Source organism: Citromicrobium bathyomarinum, assembly GCF_038594605.1.
GTDB classification, from domain to species: Bacteria; Pseudomonadota; Alphaproteobacteria; order Sphingomonadales; family Sphingomonadaceae; genus Alteriqipengyuania; species Alteriqipengyuania bathyomarina_B.
Genome location: NZ_JBCFZM010000002.1, coordinates 580,704 through 600,867 on the forward strand (window position 1 = coordinate 580,704; position 20,164 = coordinate 600,867).

13 protein-coding genes are annotated in these 20,164 nt (G+C 61.6%); 10 read left to right on the forward strand and 3 right to left on the reverse strand.

Translation table 11 applies throughout. The features are described from left to right. Positions 1–50: 50 nt before the first annotated feature. Genes purH through rpe form a run of 3 tightly spaced genes read right to left on the reverse strand, consistent with a single transcriptional unit; the run spans position 51 to position 4,245 of the window. On the reverse strand, positions 51–1,640 hold the full coding sequence (gene purH / locus AAG612_RS09860; protein WP_342509739.1) for a bifunctional phosphoribosylaminoimidazolecarboxamide formyltransferase/IMP cyclohydrolase: 1,590 nt from the start codon (positions 1,638–1,640) through the stop codon (positions 51–53). A gap of 5 nt (positions 1,641–1,645) precedes the next feature. Next, complete coding sequence (locus AAG612_RS09865) at positions 1,646–3,580, reverse strand: heparinase II/III family protein (protein ID WP_342509741.1); 1,935 nt, start codon at positions 3,578–3,580, stop codon at positions 1,646–1,648. Then, positions 3,580–4,245 (reverse strand): ribulose-phosphate 3-epimerase, encoded by a 666-nt coding sequence (gene rpe / locus AAG612_RS09870; protein ID WP_342509743.1) that lies wholly within the window; start codon positions 4,243–4,245, stop codon positions 3,580–3,582. The genes AAG612_RS09865 and rpe overlap by 1 nt, the downstream gene beginning before the upstream one ends. Before the next feature lie 254 nt (positions 4,246–4,499). Here rpe and AAG612_RS09875 point away from each other — a divergent pair, with 254 nt between their 5' ends. The 10 genes from AAG612_RS09875 to AAG612_RS09920 all read left to right on the forward strand — a co-directional run bounded on the left by AAG612_RS09875 (position 4,500) and on the right by AAG612_RS09920 (position 20,076). Further along, positions 4,500–5,006: a DUF2141 domain-containing protein gene (locus tag AAG612_RS09875; protein ID WP_342509745.1), complete on the forward strand. Its 507-nt coding sequence runs from the start codon at positions 4,500–4,502 to the stop codon at positions 5,004–5,006. Positions 5,007–5,389: 383 nt separating this feature from the next. Then, positions 5,390–5,758 (forward strand): DMT family transporter, encoded by a 369-nt coding sequence (locus tag AAG612_RS09880; protein ID WP_342509747.1) that lies wholly within the window; start codon positions 5,390–5,392, stop codon positions 5,756–5,758. A gap of 38 nt (positions 5,759–5,796) precedes the next feature. After that, positions 5,797–7,254 carry a UbiA family prenyltransferase gene (locus tag AAG612_RS09885; protein ID WP_342509748.1) on the forward strand — a complete coding sequence of 486 codons (1,458 nt, stop codon included), beginning with the start codon at positions 5,797–5,799 and terminating at the stop codon, positions 7,252–7,254. A gap of 25 nt (positions 7,255–7,279) precedes the next feature. Then, positions 7,280–9,355, forward strand: coding sequence for a hypothetical protein (locus AAG612_RS09890; RefSeq protein WP_342509750.1), 2,076 nt, complete (start codon positions 7,280–7,282; stop codon positions 9,353–9,355). 483 nt (positions 9,356–9,838) lie between these two features. After that, positions 9,839–10,210 (forward strand): hypothetical protein, encoded by a 372-nt coding sequence (locus AAG612_RS09895; RefSeq protein ID WP_342509752.1) that lies wholly within the window; start codon positions 9,839–9,841, stop codon positions 10,208–10,210. Between the two features lie 460 nt (positions 10,211–10,670). Beyond that, the gene (locus tag AAG612_RS09900) at positions 10,671–13,766 is read left to right on the forward strand and encodes a BPTD_3080 family restriction endonuclease (protein WP_342509754.1); all 3,096 of its coding nucleotides are present in this window, start codon (positions 10,671–10,673) and stop codon (positions 13,764–13,766) included. Continuing rightward, on the forward strand, positions 13,705–14,661 hold the full coding sequence (locus AAG612_RS09905) for a protein NO VEIN domain-containing protein (RefSeq protein ID WP_342509756.1): 957 nt from the start codon (positions 13,705–13,707) through the stop codon (positions 14,659–14,661). Before AAG612_RS09900 ends, AAG612_RS09905 begins: the two co-directional genes overlap by 62 nt. Then, entirely contained in the window at positions 14,661–17,657 is a 2,997-nt protein-coding gene (locus AAG612_RS09910; protein WP_342509757.1) for a site-specific DNA-methyltransferase, read from the forward strand. Before AAG612_RS09905 ends, AAG612_RS09910 begins: the two co-directional genes overlap by 1 nt. 3 nt (positions 17,658–17,660) lie before the next feature. Continuing rightward, entirely contained in the window at positions 17,661–18,008 is a 348-nt protein-coding gene (locus AAG612_RS09915) for a hypothetical protein (protein WP_342509759.1), read from the forward strand. Between the two features lie 10 nt (positions 18,009–18,018). Further along, positions 18,019–20,076, forward strand: coding sequence for a UvrD-helicase domain-containing protein (locus tag AAG612_RS09920; RefSeq protein WP_342509761.1), 2,058 nt, complete (start codon positions 18,019–18,021; stop codon positions 20,074–20,076). The last annotated feature ends 88 nt before the right edge of the window (positions 20,077–20,164 follow it).

A 20,164-nucleotide genomic window follows, 5' to 3' on the forward strand; every position in this document is an offset into this window, starting at 1 on the left:
CACGACGATCCGTGCAACGCGCCGGATCGGTAACGCAATTGCGGTGCGGCTCAGTGCCGGAAGTGACGCATTCCGGTGAAAAGCATCGCCAGCCCCGCCTCGTTAGCGGCGGCGATCACCTCGTCATCGCGGATCGAACCGCCCGGCTGGATGACCGCGCTCGCGCCCGCTTCGGCAGCGGCGAGCAGGCCGTCGGCGAAGGGGAAGAAGGCGTCCGAGGCGACCGCACTGCCGACGGTTCGCGACTCGGCCCAGCCATATTTCTCGGCAGCTTCGGCGGCCTTGACCGCCGCGATGCGCGAGGAATCGCGCCGGTTCATCTGGCCCGCACCAATCCCGGCGGTCGCGCCATCCCTGGCGTAGACGATCGCGTTCGACTTGACATGGCGCGCAACGGTCCAGGCGAAGAGGCAGTCTTTCAGCTCTTGGCTTGTCGGTTCGCGCTTGGTCACGACCTTCAGATCGGCAGGCGAGACCATGCCGTTGTCGCGGCTCTGGACCAGCAGCCCGCCGGTGATCGGCTTGACCGTCAGGCCGTTGCGGCGCGCGTCCGGCAATTCGCCGACCGTGAGCAGCCGCAGGTTCTTCTTCTTGGCGAAAGCCTCGCGCGCTTCGTCCGACACGCTCGGCGCGATGACGACTTCGGTGAAGATCTCGCAGATCGCGCGCGCGGTTTCGCCATCGAGCTCGGTATTGACCGCGACGATGCCGCCAAAGGCCGACACCGAGTCGCATGCCAGCGCCTCGTTCCAGGCATCGATCAGCGTGTCGCGCTGCGCCACGCCGCACGGATTTGCGTGCTTGACGATGATGACCGCCGGTCGCTCGCCCGCGAATTCGGCGCACAATTCCAGCGCCGCGTCGGCATCGTTGTAGTTGTTATAGGACAGCGCCTTGCCCTGCAGCTGCGCGGCCTGCGCGATGCCCTGCTGGTGCGGGCCCAAGGGCTTGTAGAGCGCCGCGTGCTGGTGCGGATTCTCGCCATAGCGCAGCACGGTTGGCTGCGTGCCGTTGACCGCCAGGAAGTCGGGGAATTGCTGCTGCTGGTCTGCCAATGCGAACCACTGGCTGATCATCGAATCATAGGCAGCGGTCGCGGCGAAGGCCTTGGCCGCCATCCGCTTGCGGAAGGCGAGGGTCGTACCACCGTCGCCCTGCTCCAGCTCCTCGATAAGGGTCGAGTAGTCCGCCGGATCGGTGACGATGGTGACGAACTGGTGGTTCTTGGCGGCCGAGCGCACCATCGAAGGCCCGCCGATATCGATGTTCTCGATAATCTCGGGCCGGTCGGCGCCTTTCGCAACCGTCGCTTCGAACGGGTAGAGATTGACGACCACCAGATCGATCGGCGCAATCGCGTGCTCTTCCATCGATGCGACGTGCGCATCATCGTCGCGCAGCGCGAGCAGCCCTCCATGGACCTTGGGGTGCAGCGTCTTGACCCGCCCGTCCATCATCTCCGGAAAACCGGTGAGGTCGGACACGTCGCGCACCTCGAGCCCAGCTTCGCGCAGCGCCCGCGCCGTGCCGCCGGTGGAAACCAGCTCCACCCCCCGGTCCGCCAATGCGCGGCCAAGCTGGGGCAGCCCCTCCTTGTCGGAAACGGAAAGGAGGGCCCTGCGGATCGCGATATCAGTCAAAGAAACTATCCCATCTTCTTGAACAGCCAGGCAAAGCTGCCGCCGCTGCGCGGTGTCATGCCCTGCAGGACCAGCTGCTGGATCGGTTGTGGCCGGCCCTGCGCATCGACGAAGAGGCTGTCTTCGATCGAGAGGGTGCCCGTATATTCGCCTGCGACGCGGAATTGCCAGTGCGAACCGTCGGGCAGCGCGAGGCCTGCGCCCTTGCGGTCTTCGGACAGGCGCGCACTGATCCCGACCCCGAGGTGGAAACGGATCGCATAGCCGACCTTGCCGCGTTTGCCGCGCTTGCTGGCGGGCAGCAGAACGTCTTCGCCGACCAGCTCGGTGCCATCCTCGCGCAGCATCAGCACGCGGCGATGGGTCAGTCCGAAGCGGCTGGCATAGCCATCGTGGCTCGCTTCCAGCCGGGTTGCGCCGCCCCGCTTGCCACCCACGGTGCGGCGGTCGACTTCGACCTCGCCGACCCCGTCGCCCAGCTTCCCCTTGATGAGGATCGCGGTCGAGTTGACATCTTCCAGCACCAGCGTCGAATGCGCGGCAGTGGCCCGCAGGCCCTGTTCGATCCGCGCGGGCACCTGCCCGCCTGCCCAGGCCGCGCCGCCGCAATTGACGATGATCCGCTGCCCCTGGGCCGACAGTTCGAACGCCAGCGTCGAGGCGCAGCCAGACCGCGCATATTTGGCGACCGGCGGCGGGGCGGCATCGAATTGCAGAATCGTCTTGCCTGCGCTCGCGCGGTGATAGCCCCAGCCGCGCGGTTCCTTGAGCGGGCGGGTACGGACACCGCTGGCCTTGACCAGCTCGCCGATCCGGTCGGACGAGACCGCGCCCGCGCCCTGCCAGTTGCCGAGCCCGCCTTCGCCGTGCACCACCGCCAGCAGCGGCGGAACGATCAGTTCGGTCACCGCGCCGACGAATTTGGGCGGGTCCATCTTCATCGCGCGATAACAGGCGGCCAGCTCGGTCAGCAGTTCGAGCATTTCCATCTGCGCGATGGGACTGCGCGACTGCACGCCGCCATCCTCGCCGACGAATTCGCCCAGCGCGCGGGCCAGCCCGGCCTCGGCATAGAGACGGCGCGGCTTGCCCTCGGGCAGCAGCAGCCCGGCTGCCACGAGCGCGCCCCAGCCGAACACCTCGGCCTGCTTGTCGGGCGCCTTCGTCACCTGCGCATCGAGCCAGCGGGTCGTCTTGTCGAGCGCCAGCAGCGTGCGTCCGCGAACCGCCTTGTTGGAAAGGATCAGCGGCGCATGGACCAGCCACGCCAGCACCCGCCGGGCGCTCGCTTCGATGTCCCAGGCAGGCCCCTTGCCCGGCAACGGATGCGCATCGAGCCACATGCGGTGAATGCGCAGCGCGGTCGCTTCGACCTGCGGGCGCGCGCCCGAGCCGGCGAGGTCGCGCAGCCAGCCATAGGAATGGACGTACCGCTCGATCAAAGGCGTCTGCTGCCGCGTGCCGGGCCCGAATTCGAGCTGTGCGATCGGCAGTTTGACCCCGTGGACGAGGAAATGTCCTGCCCGAAGCGCCATGCCTGCCGCACGTTCGCCCTCCAGCGGCGGGGTGACCGTGGCGAGCATGCGCCGCTTGGCAGGCGTGGACAGCGGCGACGTGATCAGCCGCCCACGGATCCCCGCAGCATAGGCCATCCGCACCAGTCGCTCGCCCGGACCGACGCGCGGCGCGCCGATTTCCTGCGGCACCAGCGCACGCGAAGGCGAAACCACTTCGACCTCGCGCCTGGGCGCCCTGGCATCTTTGCCCGGCAGCGGCACGGACAGGTCGTTGGCAGTGTCCTTTTCGGAGAGCGCGGTTGGCTCGGGCTTGTCGGCGAGTGTCATGATCAACTGGCGCGCGGCGCGCTCTTCACGATCGGGCGTGTCGCCGGAATCGTCCGCGACATCGCGAACCGGATCATGCCCTATCGGATCGACCATCAGTCCGTCTTCCCTTTCAGACCCGCAATATTTGCGGCGTAGCATCCCGGCCCGCCCTTGAAGGTGGCCGAGCCCGCCACCAGCACATCCGCCCCGGCAGCGACGCAGCGCGGGGCGGTGTGCGCGTCGACCCCGCCGTCGACCTCCAGCCAGATGTCACGCCCCGTCGCATCGATCATCGCGCGGATCGCTTCGATCTTGCGCAGCTGACTGTCGATGAAGCTCTGCCCGCCGAAACCGGGATTGACGCTCATCACCAGCACCAGGTCGACCATGTCGATCAAATATTCGAGCACGCTTTCGGGCGTGCCGGGATTGAGGACCACGCCCGCCTTCTTGCCCAGCGAACGGATCGTCTGGAGCGTGCGATGTGTGTGCGGGCCCGCCTCGGGGTGAATCGTGATGTGGTCGGCGCCGGCATCGGCAAAGGCTTCCAGCCACTGATCGACCGGGCTGACCATCAGGTGCACGTCGAACGGCTTGTCGCTGTGCGGGCGCAGCGCCTTGATCACGGCAGGTCCGATGGTGAGATTGGGAACGAAATGTCCGTCCATCACATCGATATGAATCCAGTCCGCCCCGGCCGCATCGACGCTGCGCACCTCTTCGCCCAGCCGGGCGAAATCGGCGGAAAGGATCGAGGGGGCAATGAGCGGTATGGTCATGTGCAATGCACTTCGGGGTAAGGCTCGGGGCGGTCGGACTTGCTTCCTTAGCGGGTCGCGAATCGGAAAGAGACACGCAATTGCGCGTTTTCCCCCACTCCTGCCGCAAATGTGCGGTCAAAGCGTCGCGGACTGCCTTGCCTAGCACGAGTTCAGCGAGAATTCAGTGACCGAACCTATGATCGAGCTTCGAAAAGGGTTGCGCCCGAGCATTGCTCTTGAGCATCGCCCGCCAACAGGAACATGAGCAATACATGATGAAGATCAGCAACAAGACTGCCAAGCGCCTCGGGATGGGGATCGTCGCGGGCGCAATGATGGCAACCCCGGTTGCCACCCAGGCGCAGTACGAGCAGCGAATCAGCAACAACCTGTCCAATTGCAGCGCCGGCAAGGGCCCGGCGATCCGCGTGACGATCACCGATATCAAGTCGAGCACCGGCAATGTTCGACTGCACAGCTATTACGCGAAGAAATCCGACTGGCTGAAGAAGGGCCGCTGGCTCAAGCGGATCGACATCCCTGCCAAGGCCGGAACGATGACCTTCTGCATTCCCGTCGATGCGCCCGGCGAATATGCGCTCGGCGCGCGGCATGACAAGAACGGCAACGACGAGGACGATATCACGATCGACGGCGCCGCGATGTCGAACGATCCGCCGATCAACATCTTCAACCTCGGCAAGCCGAATGTGAAGAAAGCCACCTTCAAGGTCGGCAACGGGGTGACAAACGTCGTCATGCGCATGCGCTACCTCTGACCGGCATCTCTCGCCGCGCGCGGGCATCGCGCGGCGATGGTGAGCGGCCTCATCGTCGCCGCGCCTGCCGGCGGGACGATACCCGGTATTGCGGGGAGCGCTCGGTCGAGGAAATGGTGCTCCCCACATGAAAGTAATGGGCACCGTGATCAGCGGGAGATCTACGTGCAACGCAGGCAATAGCTCCGCTATGGGCTCATTGTAGCCGGCAATCCTACGAGGCGCGAGATTTGCGGGCACAGCCCGATGGTTCGTCAAGGATTCGGGCGCCAGAGCGGCGCCACGAGTGCCGGAATATGCTCCCGGACAATGTTAACGCGGCCTAACCCTATCTTAATCGCCGCGCGGTTAATGCGATCCTCCGATGGGGTGAGAGCTTTTCCATGACGGTTCGCTTGTTTCTTTTGATCCTGGCCAGCGTGAGCCTTTCGGCACTGGCGCAACTCGCGCTCAAGATGGGAACAACCGCAACCGCTGGCGATCGGGCGGGCGGGATCGGCGCCGAAATTGGCGCCTTCCTCCAGTCGCCGATGATCTTTGTGGGACTTGCCCTCTATGGCGTCGGGGCTCTGCTGTGGCTGTTCGTCCTCGGCCGCGCGCCCCTGTCACTCGCTTATCCGTTCGTTGGTATGGGATTCGTACTGACGATGCTCGCCGGCATCTTGGTTCTCCACGAGAGTATGACGGCCGGACGTATCGGTGGCACCCTGCTCATCGCCGTCGGTTGCGTGCTCGTCGCACGGTCGGCGTAACTGCGGCCCGATGATCGCCGACCGGAAATCTCGCCGCCATGCTTCATGAACAGCCCGTCGCCGCGGACGAGGCCGTGCCGCTATTTGTGGATGTCGACGGCACTCTGACCCGCGCCGACATCTCGCTGGAGAGCTTTGTCCGCATCGCGCGATCCGGTGTCCTCGCAGTCATCGCGCTGCTGGGCTGGTTGGTCAGCGGTCGCGCAATCGCAAAGACGATGGCCGCAAGGCGCGATCCAGTGGATCCGGCGCAGCTTCCCTATCGCCAGGAGGTGCTGGATCTCATTGAGCAGGCCCGCCAGGATGGCCGTCCGGTTATTCTCGCGAGCGCAAGTCATCGGCGCAATATCCTGCGCATCGCGCGCCACCTCGGCCTGCCGGGCCCCGTCATGGCCTCGCGCGGCCGCACCAACCTGAAGAGCGAGGTCAAACTTGCGGCGATCCGGCAACGGATCGGCCCGGAGGCGCCGTTCGACTATATCGGCGATTCGAAGGCCGATCAGTGCCTGTGGCGTGAGGCGCGGCAGAGCTGGTCGGTTGGTTATTTGCCGGCAAGCGGCCGGGTCAAGCGTCTCGGGAAAGCCCGGCCTGGCATTATGCGCGCGCTGGCAAAGGCCGCACGGCCCCACCAGTGGGCCAAGAATGGCCTGGTGCTCGTGCCAGCCTTCACATCGGGAGAATTCACTGAGCCGACGGTTTTCCTGAAGGCCCTGGGCGCCGCGGTGTTAATGTCGGTGATAGCCTCGTCGATCTATCTTCTGAACGATCTGCTCGATATCGATTCCGATCGCGCGCACCGCACCAAATGGACGAGACCGCTCGCGCACGGAGATCTTTCCATTCCAGCTGCCCTCGGTGTGTCTGTCCTCCTGGCTGGCGTCGGACTTGGGGGGGGATGGCTGCTCGGAGGATTGCAGCTAGCCTTCTGGCTGCTCGTCTACATGGCGATTACGACCGCCTATTCTTTCCGCCTCAAGTCGGTGATGGTGGGCGATGCGATCGTCCTCGCCTCACTATACACGATCCGACTGTGGATTGGCGGTGTCGCCATCGGTGTGTCCTTGAGTTTCTGGCTCCTGCTGTTCTCGGTATTCCTGTTCCTGAGCCTCGCCTATCTCAAGCGCTACATCGAAATGCGCGATGCGATTACACCGGATCGACTGCTCAGCGGCCGCGGTTACGTGGGCAGCGATGCCGATGTGGTGATGATGTCGGGCATCGCTGCCGGAATGGTGGCCATCCTGGTTCTCGCGCTGTTCGCCTATGACCCCGCAACAGCCGCACGCTATGCTTTGCCCGAGCTTCTCTGGCTGCTCTGCCTCCCCCTCATCTACTGGATGAATCGCACCTGGATGATGGCGCGGCGTGGCGAGGTCGAAGGCGATCCCGTTGCGTTCGCGATCAGAGACCGGCGCAGCATCCTGGTCGCCTTTGCAATGGCAGCCATTTTCGTCGTTGCGCTTTATGGTCTCCCCGAGCCACTCGTCCTGCGCTGATGCGGAGCGAAGCGGAATGTCCGGCATGAGGCTTGTGGACGCAACCAACGGCCCAGGTGGGCAGATCAGGGCAGCTCTCGGGCGGCTGTCTTGGACGGCGCCTTTGTTATTCTGCATTGTTGCCGCTGTGTGCGCCACCTTCCTGTCGGGCATCAACTTCCCCGAACAGAACAATCGCTGGCAAATTCCGGTGGTGCTCGATTTCGCCGGCTCGGCGGACGGGCCGCACGACACCTATACGAAGAGCTTTGCAAACTTCATCAGCCTGTTCTGGATCGGCGTGCGAAGTTTCACGGACGAGCGGAACATTCAAACGGTCTTCGTGGCCATTCAACTTGCCGGCAATGCGCTGCTGGCGAGCGCGATTTTCACATTCATCCGCAAGGCCGGGCAGCCGGTATGGCCTACCGCATTCGTCACAGGGTTCCTGAGTTTCGCCTACGGACTATGGGGCGCAACCGCGCTCGGATATTCCGAGATTTTCGTCACTTATGCCACCCATACCCAATACGCGATTGCGCTGTCGCTCTTCGGCCTCGTCCGGATCATGACCGGGCGACCCTATCTGGCGGGCGCAATGCTGGGGGTGGCTGCGAACATCAACCTGTTCATCGCTGTCTGGAGCGCGTGTGCCGCGGGTTTGGCCCTGATCGCCACACAGCGACGGATCGCAACGCGAGAGCAGTTCGGATTCTCGGCTGCCTTCCTGTTGATCGCCGCGCCCGTCACTGTGTGGGGACTGGCGGCTGGCAAAGACAGCGGCGCCATTCCCGTCTCGTTTTTTCACGAATTTCTGGCCGGGCACATCTATGCCCTCGATTATCCGCAGGCGCTGGTGCAGTGCTTTGCGCTCTTGTTGAGTGCGGCGCTCGCGATCCGTTCGGCGGTCCCCGGCGACCCTGGGCAGCGGCTGGCGGTGGTGATGCTGGCCTGTACCGCAGTGCTCGGCGTGGCGGCAACCATGCCCTACATCGTCGAAATCCCACTGCTGCTGCTGCTTCACCCGCTTCGCTTTACGAGCGTGCCGATCCTATTGGCCGCAGTAGGCGCGGGGGTGTTGTTCATCGCAGCGGGGACCGATCGAGTTGAGGATGATGCGCGCTCAGGGCTTGCCCTTTTTGCTGCAGCGCTAGCGCTTGCCGGTTTCGTCCTGAAAATGCCCGTTGTGAGCGTGTTCGGCTTTGCGCTGGCCGTCCCGACACGCCATCGGCGGACACGTGGTGTGGCACTGTCGCTATCGGTTGCCTGCACGCTTGCCGTGCTGCTTCCTGCGCCGCCCATGGAGATGACAGCCAAGGCCGCACTCGCCTTCTTCCTCATGTGCGCAATCCTGGCGGCCGTGGCGCTGCTCAGACCGAAAGGGGCGCCGTTCCATCTGCGTTTGGTGGCGGCCGCCCTGGGATTGGTTGCCATTGCCCCCCTGTCATCATGGGTCGGGGTTACAGGCGTGTGCGCGGTTGCTGCGGGCGCGCTCTTGCTGTTCTTTCAGCCGCGATGGCACGCGGTCGGTTCGATCGTCGCAGCAGCGGGCGCCATATTGGCGCTGTGGACCATCCGGCACGACGTCGTCGGCGTCGCTTTGATCATGAGCGGAAGTGCAATTGTGTTGCTGGTTCCGGCGATGCGCGCGATCTCCTTCGCGCGGCCGCTCGCCAGGGCCGGCTTGATTGCGCTTGTACCGCTGATGAGCGCGGCGGGCTTCGCCAATGGTGTGCGTCACGATTTCGCGCCTAACCCGACCGAGCAGCAGCGTGACTTCCGGGAGGCGCAAGACTGGGCACGCGTTCATACTGCAATAGACGCCCAGTTTCTGCCCATTGGGGTAGAGGATGGGTTCTCGCTCTTCTCCCGGCGCACCGTGTGGTGGGAAGAATCTCAGGGCGCAGCCGTGCTATGGCGGCCCTCATTTCTACCAATCTGGTCGTCGCGCAAGGCGGCGCTGCAAGCCGCCTCCACACCCGAGGAGATCGTCGCTCTCGCCCGTCGCGAAGGCGTGTCCTTTCTCATCGTGCCCTCAACGGAAGTGACAAAGTTCGAGAGCGCGACACCCAGCTATTCCAATGCTCACTTCGCTATCATTGGCCTGAAATCGAGGCCCTAGGCCGCGTGAGCATACGATTTCATCTATAGCCCGTCGCGCTCCCGTTGCGAGACAGCAACGGCGGCAGCATGACCAAGCGGAGTGCTTCAAGGCAGCCGGTCGGCTGACGGCCCATTTCTGGTGTGCTGGTCCCCAACGTTTCCTGGCCGGCTTGAATTTGGCGCACCCGACAGGATTCGAACCTGTGGCCTCTGCCTTCGGAGGACAGCGCCTAATCCCGAAAATGTCGGAAAACTGAGATTTCTGCTTTTTCAATACGCGGAACAATACAGGAATACAACGTGAATATCGGCAAATTTCACCGGAGATACACCGGACTGTCGATGGCAGGCGAAAGGACGCTTGTGTCGATTGTAAAACGAGATCAGCCAACCGAACTTGATGTCAATCCTGTGGGCGGTGGCGGGTCTGATGCTCCGCCACGGCAGATCGTTTCAACGCACTGCACCCAATTTTAACCGCTGCAGTGTTCAGAGGGTCTGCATGAGTAACTGGTCACTATTGTCATGGGCTCGGGCATACGCCAAGATTGACAAGCTCGGCGGCGTAAACGTTTGGCTTTCGGAGAAGCAGATCAAATCAATCAGATCTGAAAATCCGCCGCCTAAAGGTGTTGTGGTCAATCAGCACTTCCCTGAGGCTCAAATCGTAGCCAGCATCGGGAAGCGAATATACGACGTGATCGACCATCCAATTGTGCGCGAGCATTTTGGGCCAGAGGATACAGTCAAAGAAGCCTTTCTCACTGATGGCGCTGGTTTCACGTTGACCGATCTCTCCGTCTTTGAGGTGCGTCGGAAGCGGAAGCCAAGGGCGGTTACGGCCACCGCCGATGCTAAAGAATTAAAAGGCTGAGTATCGAGACCATCTGGAGCGCGCTCGGCGGTGGCCCCAATCGCGCTCCCCTCAATTATGCCAGCGCTGTGGCTGCACATGTATCGGCCGAAGCGATGTGGCCTCAGCCAAAAAGCGCGTCATTAAGACCGCCGAAATGCGCCAGACAACGACCACTGAGCGGGTGTGCGTGACTCCCGCCTCGGACAGGTTTGTGTGGCAGTCTTTATTCATATCCCGGTCGGAGTCGCCTTGGGCCAGATGCTGCCGCTTCGGAGCAAGGCGCCAAATCCCCGCGCTGCTCTCGCGACTGCCATTCCCGATTGATGGTTTTTCGATCAGGACCGCATTGCCTCCATGGAAATAGAAGAATCAGGGGTCGATTTTGTTGGCGGATGAAGGCAGTTATCGGTCTCAGATAATCGCTTGAAATTGCGCGCGCGACTGTAGCGCGACGTCTTGAGATATGGGTGGGGGCAAGGTGAGCACCGAGGCATTTTTCGATTCCCCTATCCTCAACTCACCTTACCGGCGGCCAGACCGCCACTGGCAACTAGGGGACGCGGGACAACCCACCGGCGTGGTGGAAAGCGGAAGGCGTCGTAGCGATCTTACCACACCGATACCCAAGCCGAGAGCGACCCGCGGAAAGAGCTCCGCACAGGCGGACATTTTCGCGGACTCGCAGGGCGACATCTATGATCCCACGGAAATCATCAACGGCATAAGGCAGGCCGTCGATACTTGGCGCGATCTTCCTGAAAGCCAGTGGCAGGTAACGCCGACTACCGCGCGTCTCCTACGGCACTGGCGCTCTGGCGAAATGCCGCTCCCGCCGTTCTTTTGCCAGATCGAGGCAGTCGAGACGGTGATTTGGCTGACCGAAGTGGCGGGTAAGCCTGAGCATAAGGGGCGGAAAGCGAAGCTCGCTACCGCGCAGCGCTACTGGGAGCACCTGTTTGCGGCCAACGAGGCGTCGAATCCGGATCTGGTCCGAATGGCGCTGAAGCTGGCGACGGGCGCTGGCAAGACTACGGTCATGGCGATGCTCATCGCATGGCACACGCTCAACGCCGTTCGACATCCCAACGCCAAGCGCTTCTCCAGGGGTTTCCTGATCGTCGCCCCCGGCATCACCATCAAGGACCGCCTGCGCGTGCTGCAACCGAACGATCCCGAGAGCTATTACAGCACACGGCACATCGTGCCGGAGGATATGCTCCGCGATCTCGGCCAGGCGAAAATCGTCATTACCAACTACCACGCTTTCAAGAAGAAGGACGAGGTGAGCCTCAACAAGGTCCAGCAGGCAGCCTTGGCCACCGAGCCCAAGCAGGAGAGCGACGGCTCCATGCTCCGGCGGGTGGCCGGCCCCTTAATGGGCATGAAGAACATCGTCGTCCTCAACGACGAAGCGCATCACTGCTATCGCGAACGCCCGCTGTCGCCGGAAGAGGAAAAGGCGCTGAAAGGCGACGAAAAGGCGGAGGCCAAGGAAGCCAATGAAGCGGCGCGCCTCTGGATCAGCGGGCTCGAAGCGGTCAAACGGACACTCGGACTCAACATGGTCTACGACCTGTCGGCGACGCCCTTCTTTCTGCGGGGATCAGGATACAGGGAAGGTTCGCTCTTCGGCTGGGTGATGAGCGATTTCTCGCTGATGGACGCCATCGAGTGCGGAATCGTCAAATTGCCGCGCGTGCCCATCATGGACAACGTCGAAGGCGGCGATACACCCATGTTCCGTAACCTGTGGGAGCATGTCGGGACGAAGCTTCCCAAAAAGGGGCGCGCCAAATCGGGCTTCGATGATCCGCAGAAGCTTCCCAACGAACTTCTCTCCGCGATAGACGCACTTTACGGGCACTATGAGAAGACGTTCGAGACCTGGAAGGAACACGGCCTCGGCGTCGAGCCGGTCTTCATCGTCGTCTGTAACAACACGGCCACCAGCAAGCTGGTTCACGATTACATCGCCGGCTACGAGATCGAGGACAAGGACGGCAACAAGCGCCTCATGGCTGGTGCCTGCAAGCTGTTCCGCAATTTCGACCCGGATGGTGTTGCGCTGCCGAAGATGCGGACACTGCTGATAGATAGCCAACAGATCGAGAGCGGCGAGGCTATCAGCGCCGAGTTCAAAGCCGCAGCAGAGCCCGAGATCGCCCGTTTCAAGGACGAACTGGTCCAGCGCACCGGCGATCGGGCTGCGGCTGAGAAGATCGACGACACCGCTATCCTGCGCGAGGTCATGAACACCGTCGGTCGTCCCGGCCAGCTGGGCGAGGCCATACGATGCGTTGTGTCGGTATCGATGCTGACCGAGGGTTGGGATGCGAATACGGTCACTCACGTTCTTGGCGTCCGCGCGTTCGGCACGCAGCTTCTTTGCGAGCAGGTCATCGGCCGCGCATTGCGGCGTGTTTCCTACCGATTGAACGACGAGGATCGCTTCGACGTCGAATACGCCGACATATTCGGCATACCCTTCGATTTCACGGCGCAGCCCCAGACTGCCACGATCAAGCCCCCGCCGCCCATGGTGCGTGTCGAGGCGATCAGCCCGGAGCGCGACAACGTCGAAATCCGCTTCCCGCGGGTCGAAGGATATCGGACCGAACTTCCGCGCGATACTCTCAGGGCCGAGTTCACCGCTGACTCCACGCTGGAGCTGACGCCTGATCTTGTCGGAGCAGCCCAAACGGTGAATTCGGGAATCGTGGGCGAAGAGGCCGAGATGAACCTCGATCATCTCGCGGATACTCGCCCGGCAACTATCCAGCTTCGACTCGCGGATCGCATCGTCCGGCGTCGCCTCACCGAGGATGGCGAGGTTCCGAACCCGGCCCTCATCATGGAAATGCGCAAGATCGTGCGTCGCTGGATGAGCGATCATCTCGTCTGCAAGGGCAATACGCAGCAAGCGCAGCTGCTTTACTACGACATCGCGGACCGGGTGGCCGATCGGATCATGGCGGCGATTACGCGTGGGGCCGAAGGTGGCAACCGCGTGATTGCCATGCTCGATCCCTACAACCGGGAAGGTTCGACCCGGCATGTCGGCTTCAATACGAGCCAGGACCGATACGAGACGGGCCCGAAATGCCACATCAACTACGCGATCGCGGACAGCGATTGGGAGCTCGAATTCTGCCGCGTCGCCGACGCACATCCACGCGTGCTGGCGTGGGTCAAGAATCACAACCTCGGCTTCGAGGTGCCCTATCGCGCTGGCGGCGAAGGCCGCCGATATCGGCCGGACTTCATCCTGCAAATCGATGATGGGAGCGAAGCGGGCGACCCGCTCAACCTCGTCGTCGAGATCAAAGGGTTCCGCAATGAAGACGCCAAGGACAAAGCTGACACGATGGCGACCTACTGGGTGCCCGGGGTGAACAATCTCGGGACAATGGGGCGCTGGGCCTTTGCCGAGTTCACTGACAAGTGGACGATCCAGACCGAGTTCGAGGGCGTCATTACCGAATGGATCGATGGCGTGGGGAAAAGCTTAGGCAATGGCCACATTCAACAAGATCGCAATTATCAAAACTGCTTGGTGCGACGAATATCAGGGTGAGCTGGCGCAGGGTGACCACGCCAACATCGAGGAAAACGAAGAGAGCCACGAGAGCTACAATTTTAAGCCTGGGCCTGATGCATATTTCTATGGATACACCCCGCCCATAGGCGAACATTGGGCAGCCCCTTCGCCAAAGGATCGCGATGGGTGGTTGGTGTTTGCGGTGGCCAAAAAGCCGAACGCCAGCGGGATTTATCTTGTTGGTTGGTATGAGAACGCAGAGTTCATGGGCGAATACATTCCGCGTCCAGAATATGAGGAAACGCCACCTACGCTAGAGCTGGACGTCCAAGGTGGCCAATACTCTTACACTTTGCGTGCGCCAGAGGCGCAAATGATCCCCGCAAGCCAACGGACCTTCAGCTTCAAAGGCGTGCGAACCAAGCGCGCGCCTGTCTTTTATCTCCGTGGCAATGGTGAGGAAGGCGAGTGGCGCGAAGAGCTTGCGAAGGACTTGCTGCAGGTCCGTGATGTCTGGATCAAGGAAGGCGCACTGCGCAATGCTTCTAAAGAGAGCAAGGGTGGCATCTGTGCGGATTTCGAACGCCGAAAGGAGGTGGAGGATGCTGCCGTGAAGGCCGTAATCAACCATTTGGGCAGCAAGTATGAATGCGTTGATCGCCAGAAGGATAATTGCGGCTTCGATCTTCTCTTCGTCCACAAGAAGTCACGGAAGGAAAGGCACGTAGAGGTGAAGGGCACGCAAAACCTCGTCGGCCACTTCTTCCTCTCACGAAACGAAGATGACCATGGTCGCGCGGATGATCTCTGGGAGCTGGCTCTGGTGACTGATGCGCTAGGCAAACCCAAAGTGGAATTGATGAGCTACTCAGAAGCGCGCCAACAGTTTGAACGCCAAGTTGTGTGCTGGCATTTCCAAAGGAAGAAATAATGGCCCGCTCACCCAAGAAACCCCTCCGCGTCGAAACGCTTACGCACGACGAGGCGACCCGCAAGAACGCGCCCACGGCGGAGCTTGAAACCTTCGTCGATGCCGAGACGAAGCGGCCAATCGAGGTCGCTTACGAGCGGCGCAATCGTGATCTCGATCCGCAGCTGGTGTGGCGGGGGAAGGACGTGGAGGACTGGTCGGACCTGATCGTCGAGGCGCCGCCGCTCTATATCCAGGAGAAGATCCATCCCAAGGCGCTGATCGAGGATCTGAAGCGCGCCAGCCAGCGCGACGAACCCGATGACGCACCCGATCTCTTCGCCGATTTCAACGGCGTCGAGCCCGAAGCGCGGACCGAGTTCTATGCGCACGACCAGCACTGGTCGAACCGCATGATCCTGGGCGACGGGCTGAAGGTGATGGCATCGCTGGCCGAGCGCGAGGGGCTGAAGGGCCAGGTGCAGTGCATCTATATCGACCCGCCCTATGGCATCAAGTTCAACTCCAACTTCCAGTGGTCCACAACCAGTCGCGACGTGAAGGACGGCAAGGCCGACCACCTGACGCGCGAGCCCGAGCAGGTGAAGGCCTTCCGCGACACCTGGGCGGACGGCATCCACTCCTACCTCACCTATCTGCGCGACCGCCTGACCGTGGCGCGCGACCTGCTGACCGAGAGCGGGAGCGTCTTCGTCCAGATCGGTGATGAGAATGTCCACCGCGTGCGGGCGCTGATGGACGAGGTGTTCGGGGACGAGAACTTCTGTAGCCAGATCGCTTACGCCACCTCGGGCGGCACAGCGACCGAACTGCTCTCAAACCCTTACGATTATATCCTCTGGTATGGGCGAAATCGATCCGTCACCAAATACCGCGATCCTTGGCAGTTTAAAAATCCAGAAGAGCAGGCCAGTGGGCCATACTCAAAGGTGTGGCTTGCCGATGGACAGAAGCGAGGAATGACGCCGGACGAGAAAGCTTTACCATCATCCTTACCAGACGGGGCTCGGCAGTATCGTCTGGATAATCTAGTAAGCCAAGGTGTTAGGAAGGATACGACTGGCAATTTCAATTTCGAAGGGCGATCATTTCATTCAGGAAAAGATCGTCATTGGAAAGCGACTCTATCTGGTCTTGATCGCCTTTCGAAGGCGGGACGTATCGAAGCAACCACTGGCGTCTATTACGTCAGAGATATCAATGATTTCGCGGTCAGCCCAATCTCTGCCGTTTGGCCGGATACTGGTATAGCGGGTTTTGCGTCCGATAAGATTTTCATCGTTCAAACTAATGCGAAAGTTATCCAACGCTGCATCCTGATGAGCTCCGATCCCGGCGATCTGGTGCTCGATCCCACCTGCGGTTCGGGCACTACCGCCTATGTCGCCGAGCAGTGGGGGCGGCGGTGGATCACGATCGACACGAGCCGTGTCGCGCTCGCGCTCGCCCGGGCGCGGATCATGGGCGCACGCTATCCCTGGTATCTGCTCGCCGACAGCCGCGAGGGGCAGGTGAAGGAAGGCGAGATCACTCGGCAAGCGCCGCGCGACACGCCGACGCAGGGCCGCATCCGCCAGGGCTTCGTCTACAAGCGCGTGCCGCACATCACGCTCAAAAGCATCGCCAACAATGCCGAGATCGACACGATCTGGGAGGAGTATCAGGAAAAGCTCGAACCCTTGCGCGCCGAGATCAACGCTATGCGCGGTCGCGACGGCTCCGACCCCGACCTCCCGCCGTTCGAGGAATGGACCATGCCGCGCGAACCCGGCTCGCCGTGGCCCGAGGCCGCAGCCAAGGCGCTGGAAAAGGCGCGCAGCGAAAGCGCCAGCGCGGCGACTCGCACCAGGTGGCTCAATGCCGTCAACGAGGAGCTGGAACGCGACTACACGCTCGACACGCTGCCCGAACATCCGGTCGATCCCTGGAACGACCCGGAATGCGAGAAGCTGCACGCCGAATGGTGGAAGCTGCGCATCGAACGCCAGCAGGAAATCGATGCCAGCATCGCTGCCAAGGCTGACACCGAATATCTCTACGACCAGCCCTACGAGGATAAGAGCCGCGTCCGAGTGGCCGGCCCATTCACGGTGGAGAGCCTCAGCCCCCACCGCGTCCCCGCCGTGGACGTGGACGACAGCCTGTTCGACGAGATCGAGGCAGCGGAGGGCAGGGCCAAGAAAGGCGAGAGCGGCGAGCGCGCTGACTTCGCCGAGATGGTGCTGGAAAACCTCAAGCGCTCAGGCGTCCAGCAGCGCGCAAGGGACGACAAGCTCGTCTTCGAAAGCATGAAGCTGTGGCCAGGTGAGTGGATCGTCGCCGAAGGCATTGTTCGCCAGAAATCGCTGACAGAAGCCGAGGACGAGGAAGAAACCGAAGCCGGCCCTACCCGCCGTGCAGCAGTCTTTATCGGACCCGAATATGGCACGATCACGCGACCACAGGTTGTGGCCGCAGCCCGCGAGGCACAGGACAATGGCTTCGACCTGCTGATCGCAGCGGCCTTCAACTTCGATGCCCATGCAGGCGAAGTCACGAAGATGGGGCCGCTTACCGTCCTTCAGGCGCGTATCAATCCCGATCTGCACATGCCCGACCTGGCCAATACCGGCGCAGGCAACCTCTTCACCGTATTCGGCGAGCCTGACATTGTGCTTCATGATGAGGGCGATGGCATGGTCAGCATCGAGGTAATGGGCGTCGATATGTATAAGGGCGGCCAGATCGAAAGCGGCGACGCCGACGATATCGCCGTGTGGTTCATCGATACCGACTACAACTACGAAAGCTTCTTTGTCCGCCATGCCTACTTCCCCGGCGCCAACGACCCCTACAAGGCGCTGAAGACGACGCTGAGGGTCGAGGTGAACCAAGACGCTTGGGACAGCCTCAACCGCGTGCGTTCACGGCCATTTGCGAAGCCGCAGGATGGCCGTGTGGCAGTGAAGGTGGTTAACCACCTCGGCGACGAGGTGATGAAGGTGCTGGAGGTTTAAGGGATGGCCGGTCGACGGCGGGTTGGTGGGTCAGGATGGGCTGGTGTCCACGGTTCGTTTGTTGGCATTGGCAAGAAAGTTGGCGCCAGAACGAAGGCGGGAAAGCGGAAGATAAAGCGGAAGCACCCTGAATTTGCCGGCCATCTGACACTTCAAGAAGCCCGCCAAGCAGGCCTCTCGATCAAGCAGTGGCGTTTGCAATCAGACAAGATTGTAAAGCGGGTGGAGACGGAGTTGATGAAAGCGCGCAAGGACTTGAAACGCCTTGAGGACGAACTCCGCCTGGCCGAACAGGCCCGACAGGCAGCTTACAAATCCAACGACTCTGCCACCAGGCAGTCGAAGGCTTAAAAGGCCGCAGATGACGCTCCTTTACGCCTCCACCTTCGCTGATGCGCTCGCCAAGCTCACCCACCAAGAGCAGAAGCAGGTGAAGATCACGACCGTAGATCTCATGATGGACCCGAAGGGCACGGGGCTTAGCCTAGAACGCCTTACCAGAGCAGGGGACGACAAGGTCTGGTCGGCGCGGGTATCGCGGGACTTGCGTATCATCCTGCGGCGTGACGGCGACGACAACCTGCTGGCGTATGTCGGCCACCACAATGACGCCTACCGATGGGCGGAGCGACGTAAGTTCATTCCCCACGAACGATCCGGCGCTATGCAGATCGTGGAAGTGATTGAGGGTCAAGAGAAGGCCGAGCCTGAATACGGTGACCATTCCAGCGCGACGGAAACTGCTGGAGAAGTGGTCCAGCCCTTTTGGTCGTTGACGGACGACCAGCTCCTCGATGTCGGCGTGCCGCGAGAATGGCTGAGCCATGTGCAGGAGATGCCAGAGTCCGAAATCGATAGTCTATTCGACCGACTTCCGGCGGAGGCTGCCGAGGCCCTCTATGATTTCGCGACGGGCGGGAAACTTGAGGATCATATTGTCACCCCGGCCGAACCGGGTGCCGATCCCTACGCCCATCCCGACGCACTGCGTCGCTTCCGTGTATTCGACAACGTCGACGAACTCACCGCGGCGCTTGATGCTCCCTTCGAAAAATGGGCAGTCTTCCTGCACCCGGCGCAGCGGGAGTTGGTGCGGCGGAAAGTGACTGGCCCGACGCGCATTACCGGATCAGCGGGAACAGGTAAGACCATCGTGGCACTGCATCGCGCTGTGCATCTCGCAGAGCAGAGCGAGACCGCGCGCGTTCTCCTTACCACCTTCTCCCAAGAGCTTGCGCGAGCCCTGTCCGCAAAGCTCGAAATCCAGACGCAGGCTGTCCCCGAGTTGCGTGAGCGCATTACGGTCCGGCCGCTCGATGAAGCAGCGGTGGAGCTGTATTGCCAGCAGTTCGGCGAGCCAGATCTTGTCGACCATGGCCAGATACGGGCGCTGATTGAGGAAGCCATATCGGCAGGCCTCGGCGGCGAACTTTCAACGCTATTTCTGCTGGAAGAATGGCAGGAGCTGGTAGATGCTTGGGGCGTAACCGACCCGGAGAGCTACGCCACACTTCCCCGGATAGGTCGACGCACTCGATTGGGTCCGAAGCAGCGGGAGGCAGCGTGGGCCGTATTCGACCACATCCGAAACCGGATGGCCGAGCGTGGCTTGGTAACCCGCGCTATGATTTATGACCGCTTGACGGGGTGGCTTCAGGACGGCGGCACAATCCCCTTCGAACATGTCGTCGTCGACGAAGCGCAGGATCTCACCGTCGCACAGGTCCGCTTCCTCGCCGCAGTAGGCAATGGGCGAGACGATGCCCTCTTTCTCGCCGGCGATATCGGGCAGCGCATATTCCGGCTTCCCTTTAGCTGGTCGAAGCTGGGCCTCGACATCCGCGGTCGAAGCCATTCGCTGAAAGTGAATTACCGCACGTCACACCAGATCAGGGCGATGGCAGACCGCCTTCTCCCACCCGCGATTACGGACTTGGATGGCGTGGAGGAGGGTCGGCGTGGCACGGTGTCAATCTTTGATGGCCCGGTTCCGGAAGTTCGGCTGCTGGATGATAGCGACACCGAGGCGGATGTCGTCAGCGGTTGGCTTCAAAAGTGTATTTCATCTGGGATAGCGCCCCGGGAAATAGCCGTGCTGGTGCGCGGCCCAGACCAGGTTCCTCGAGCTCGCCAAGTGTCCGAAAATGCCGCCGCGGCATTGAAGGCTTCCGAGTCACCGATCGTCGGTGTCATGCACGACGCGAAAGGGCTCGAATTTCGGGCCGTAGCTGTGATGGCATGTGATGAAGACGTGATCCCTGATCCACATCGTTTGGCCTCAATTGGCGATGTTGCCGAGATGGAAAGCGTATACGAGACGGAGCGACACTTGCTCTACGTCGCGTGCACACGTGCACGTGATCAACTGCTCGTAAGTGGCATCACTCCGGGCAGCGAATTCCTCGATGATCTGCTCTAGTTTCGCGGCGCGCGCAAACCAAAAAAATTAATCTGATCTCTGTCAAAGAAGACCTCACAAGGTATGCGTCAGAAAAAATTTTTCCTGC

Bases quoted from the DNA above. Each gene is read 5' to 3' on its own strand.
- AAG612_RS09865 (WP_342509741.1), bottom strand. From the start codon at position 3,580: ATGGTCGATCCGATAGGGCATGATCCGGTTCGCGATGTCGCGGACGAT.
- rpe (WP_342509743.1), bottom strand. From the start codon at position 4,245: ATGACCATACCGCTCATTGCCCCCTCGATCCTTTCCGCCGATTTCGCC.
- AAG612_RS09875 (WP_342509745.1), top strand. From the start codon at position 4,500: ATGATGAAGATCAGCAACAAGACTGCCAAGCGCCTCGGGATGGGGATC.
- AAG612_RS09880 (WP_342509747.1), top strand. From the start codon at position 5,390: ATGACGGTTCGCTTGTTTCTTTTGATCCTGGCCAGCGTGAGCCTTTCG.
- AAG612_RS09885 (WP_342509748.1), top strand. From the start codon at position 5,797: ATGCTTCATGAACAGCCCGTCGCCGCGGACGAGGCCGTGCCGCTATTT.
- AAG612_RS09890 (WP_342509750.1), top strand. From the start codon at position 7,280: ATGAGGCTTGTGGACGCAACCAACGGCCCAGGTGGGCAGATCAGGGCA.
- AAG612_RS09895 (WP_342509752.1), top strand. From the start codon at position 9,839: ATGAGTAACTGGTCACTATTGTCATGGGCTCGGGCATACGCCAAGATT.
- AAG612_RS09905 (WP_342509756.1), top strand. From the start codon at position 13,705: ATGGCCACATTCAACAAGATCGCAATTATCAAAACTGCTTGGTGCGAC.
- AAG612_RS09910 (WP_342509757.1), top strand. From the start codon at position 14,661: ATGGCCCGCTCACCCAAGAAACCCCTCCGCGTCGAAACGCTTACGCAC.
- AAG612_RS09915 (WP_342509759.1), top strand. From the start codon at position 17,661: ATGGCCGGTCGACGGCGGGTTGGTGGGTCAGGATGGGCTGGTGTCCAC.
- AAG612_RS09920 (WP_342509761.1), top strand. From the start codon at position 18,019: ATGACGCTCCTTTACGCCTCCACCTTCGCTGATGCGCTCGCCAAGCTC.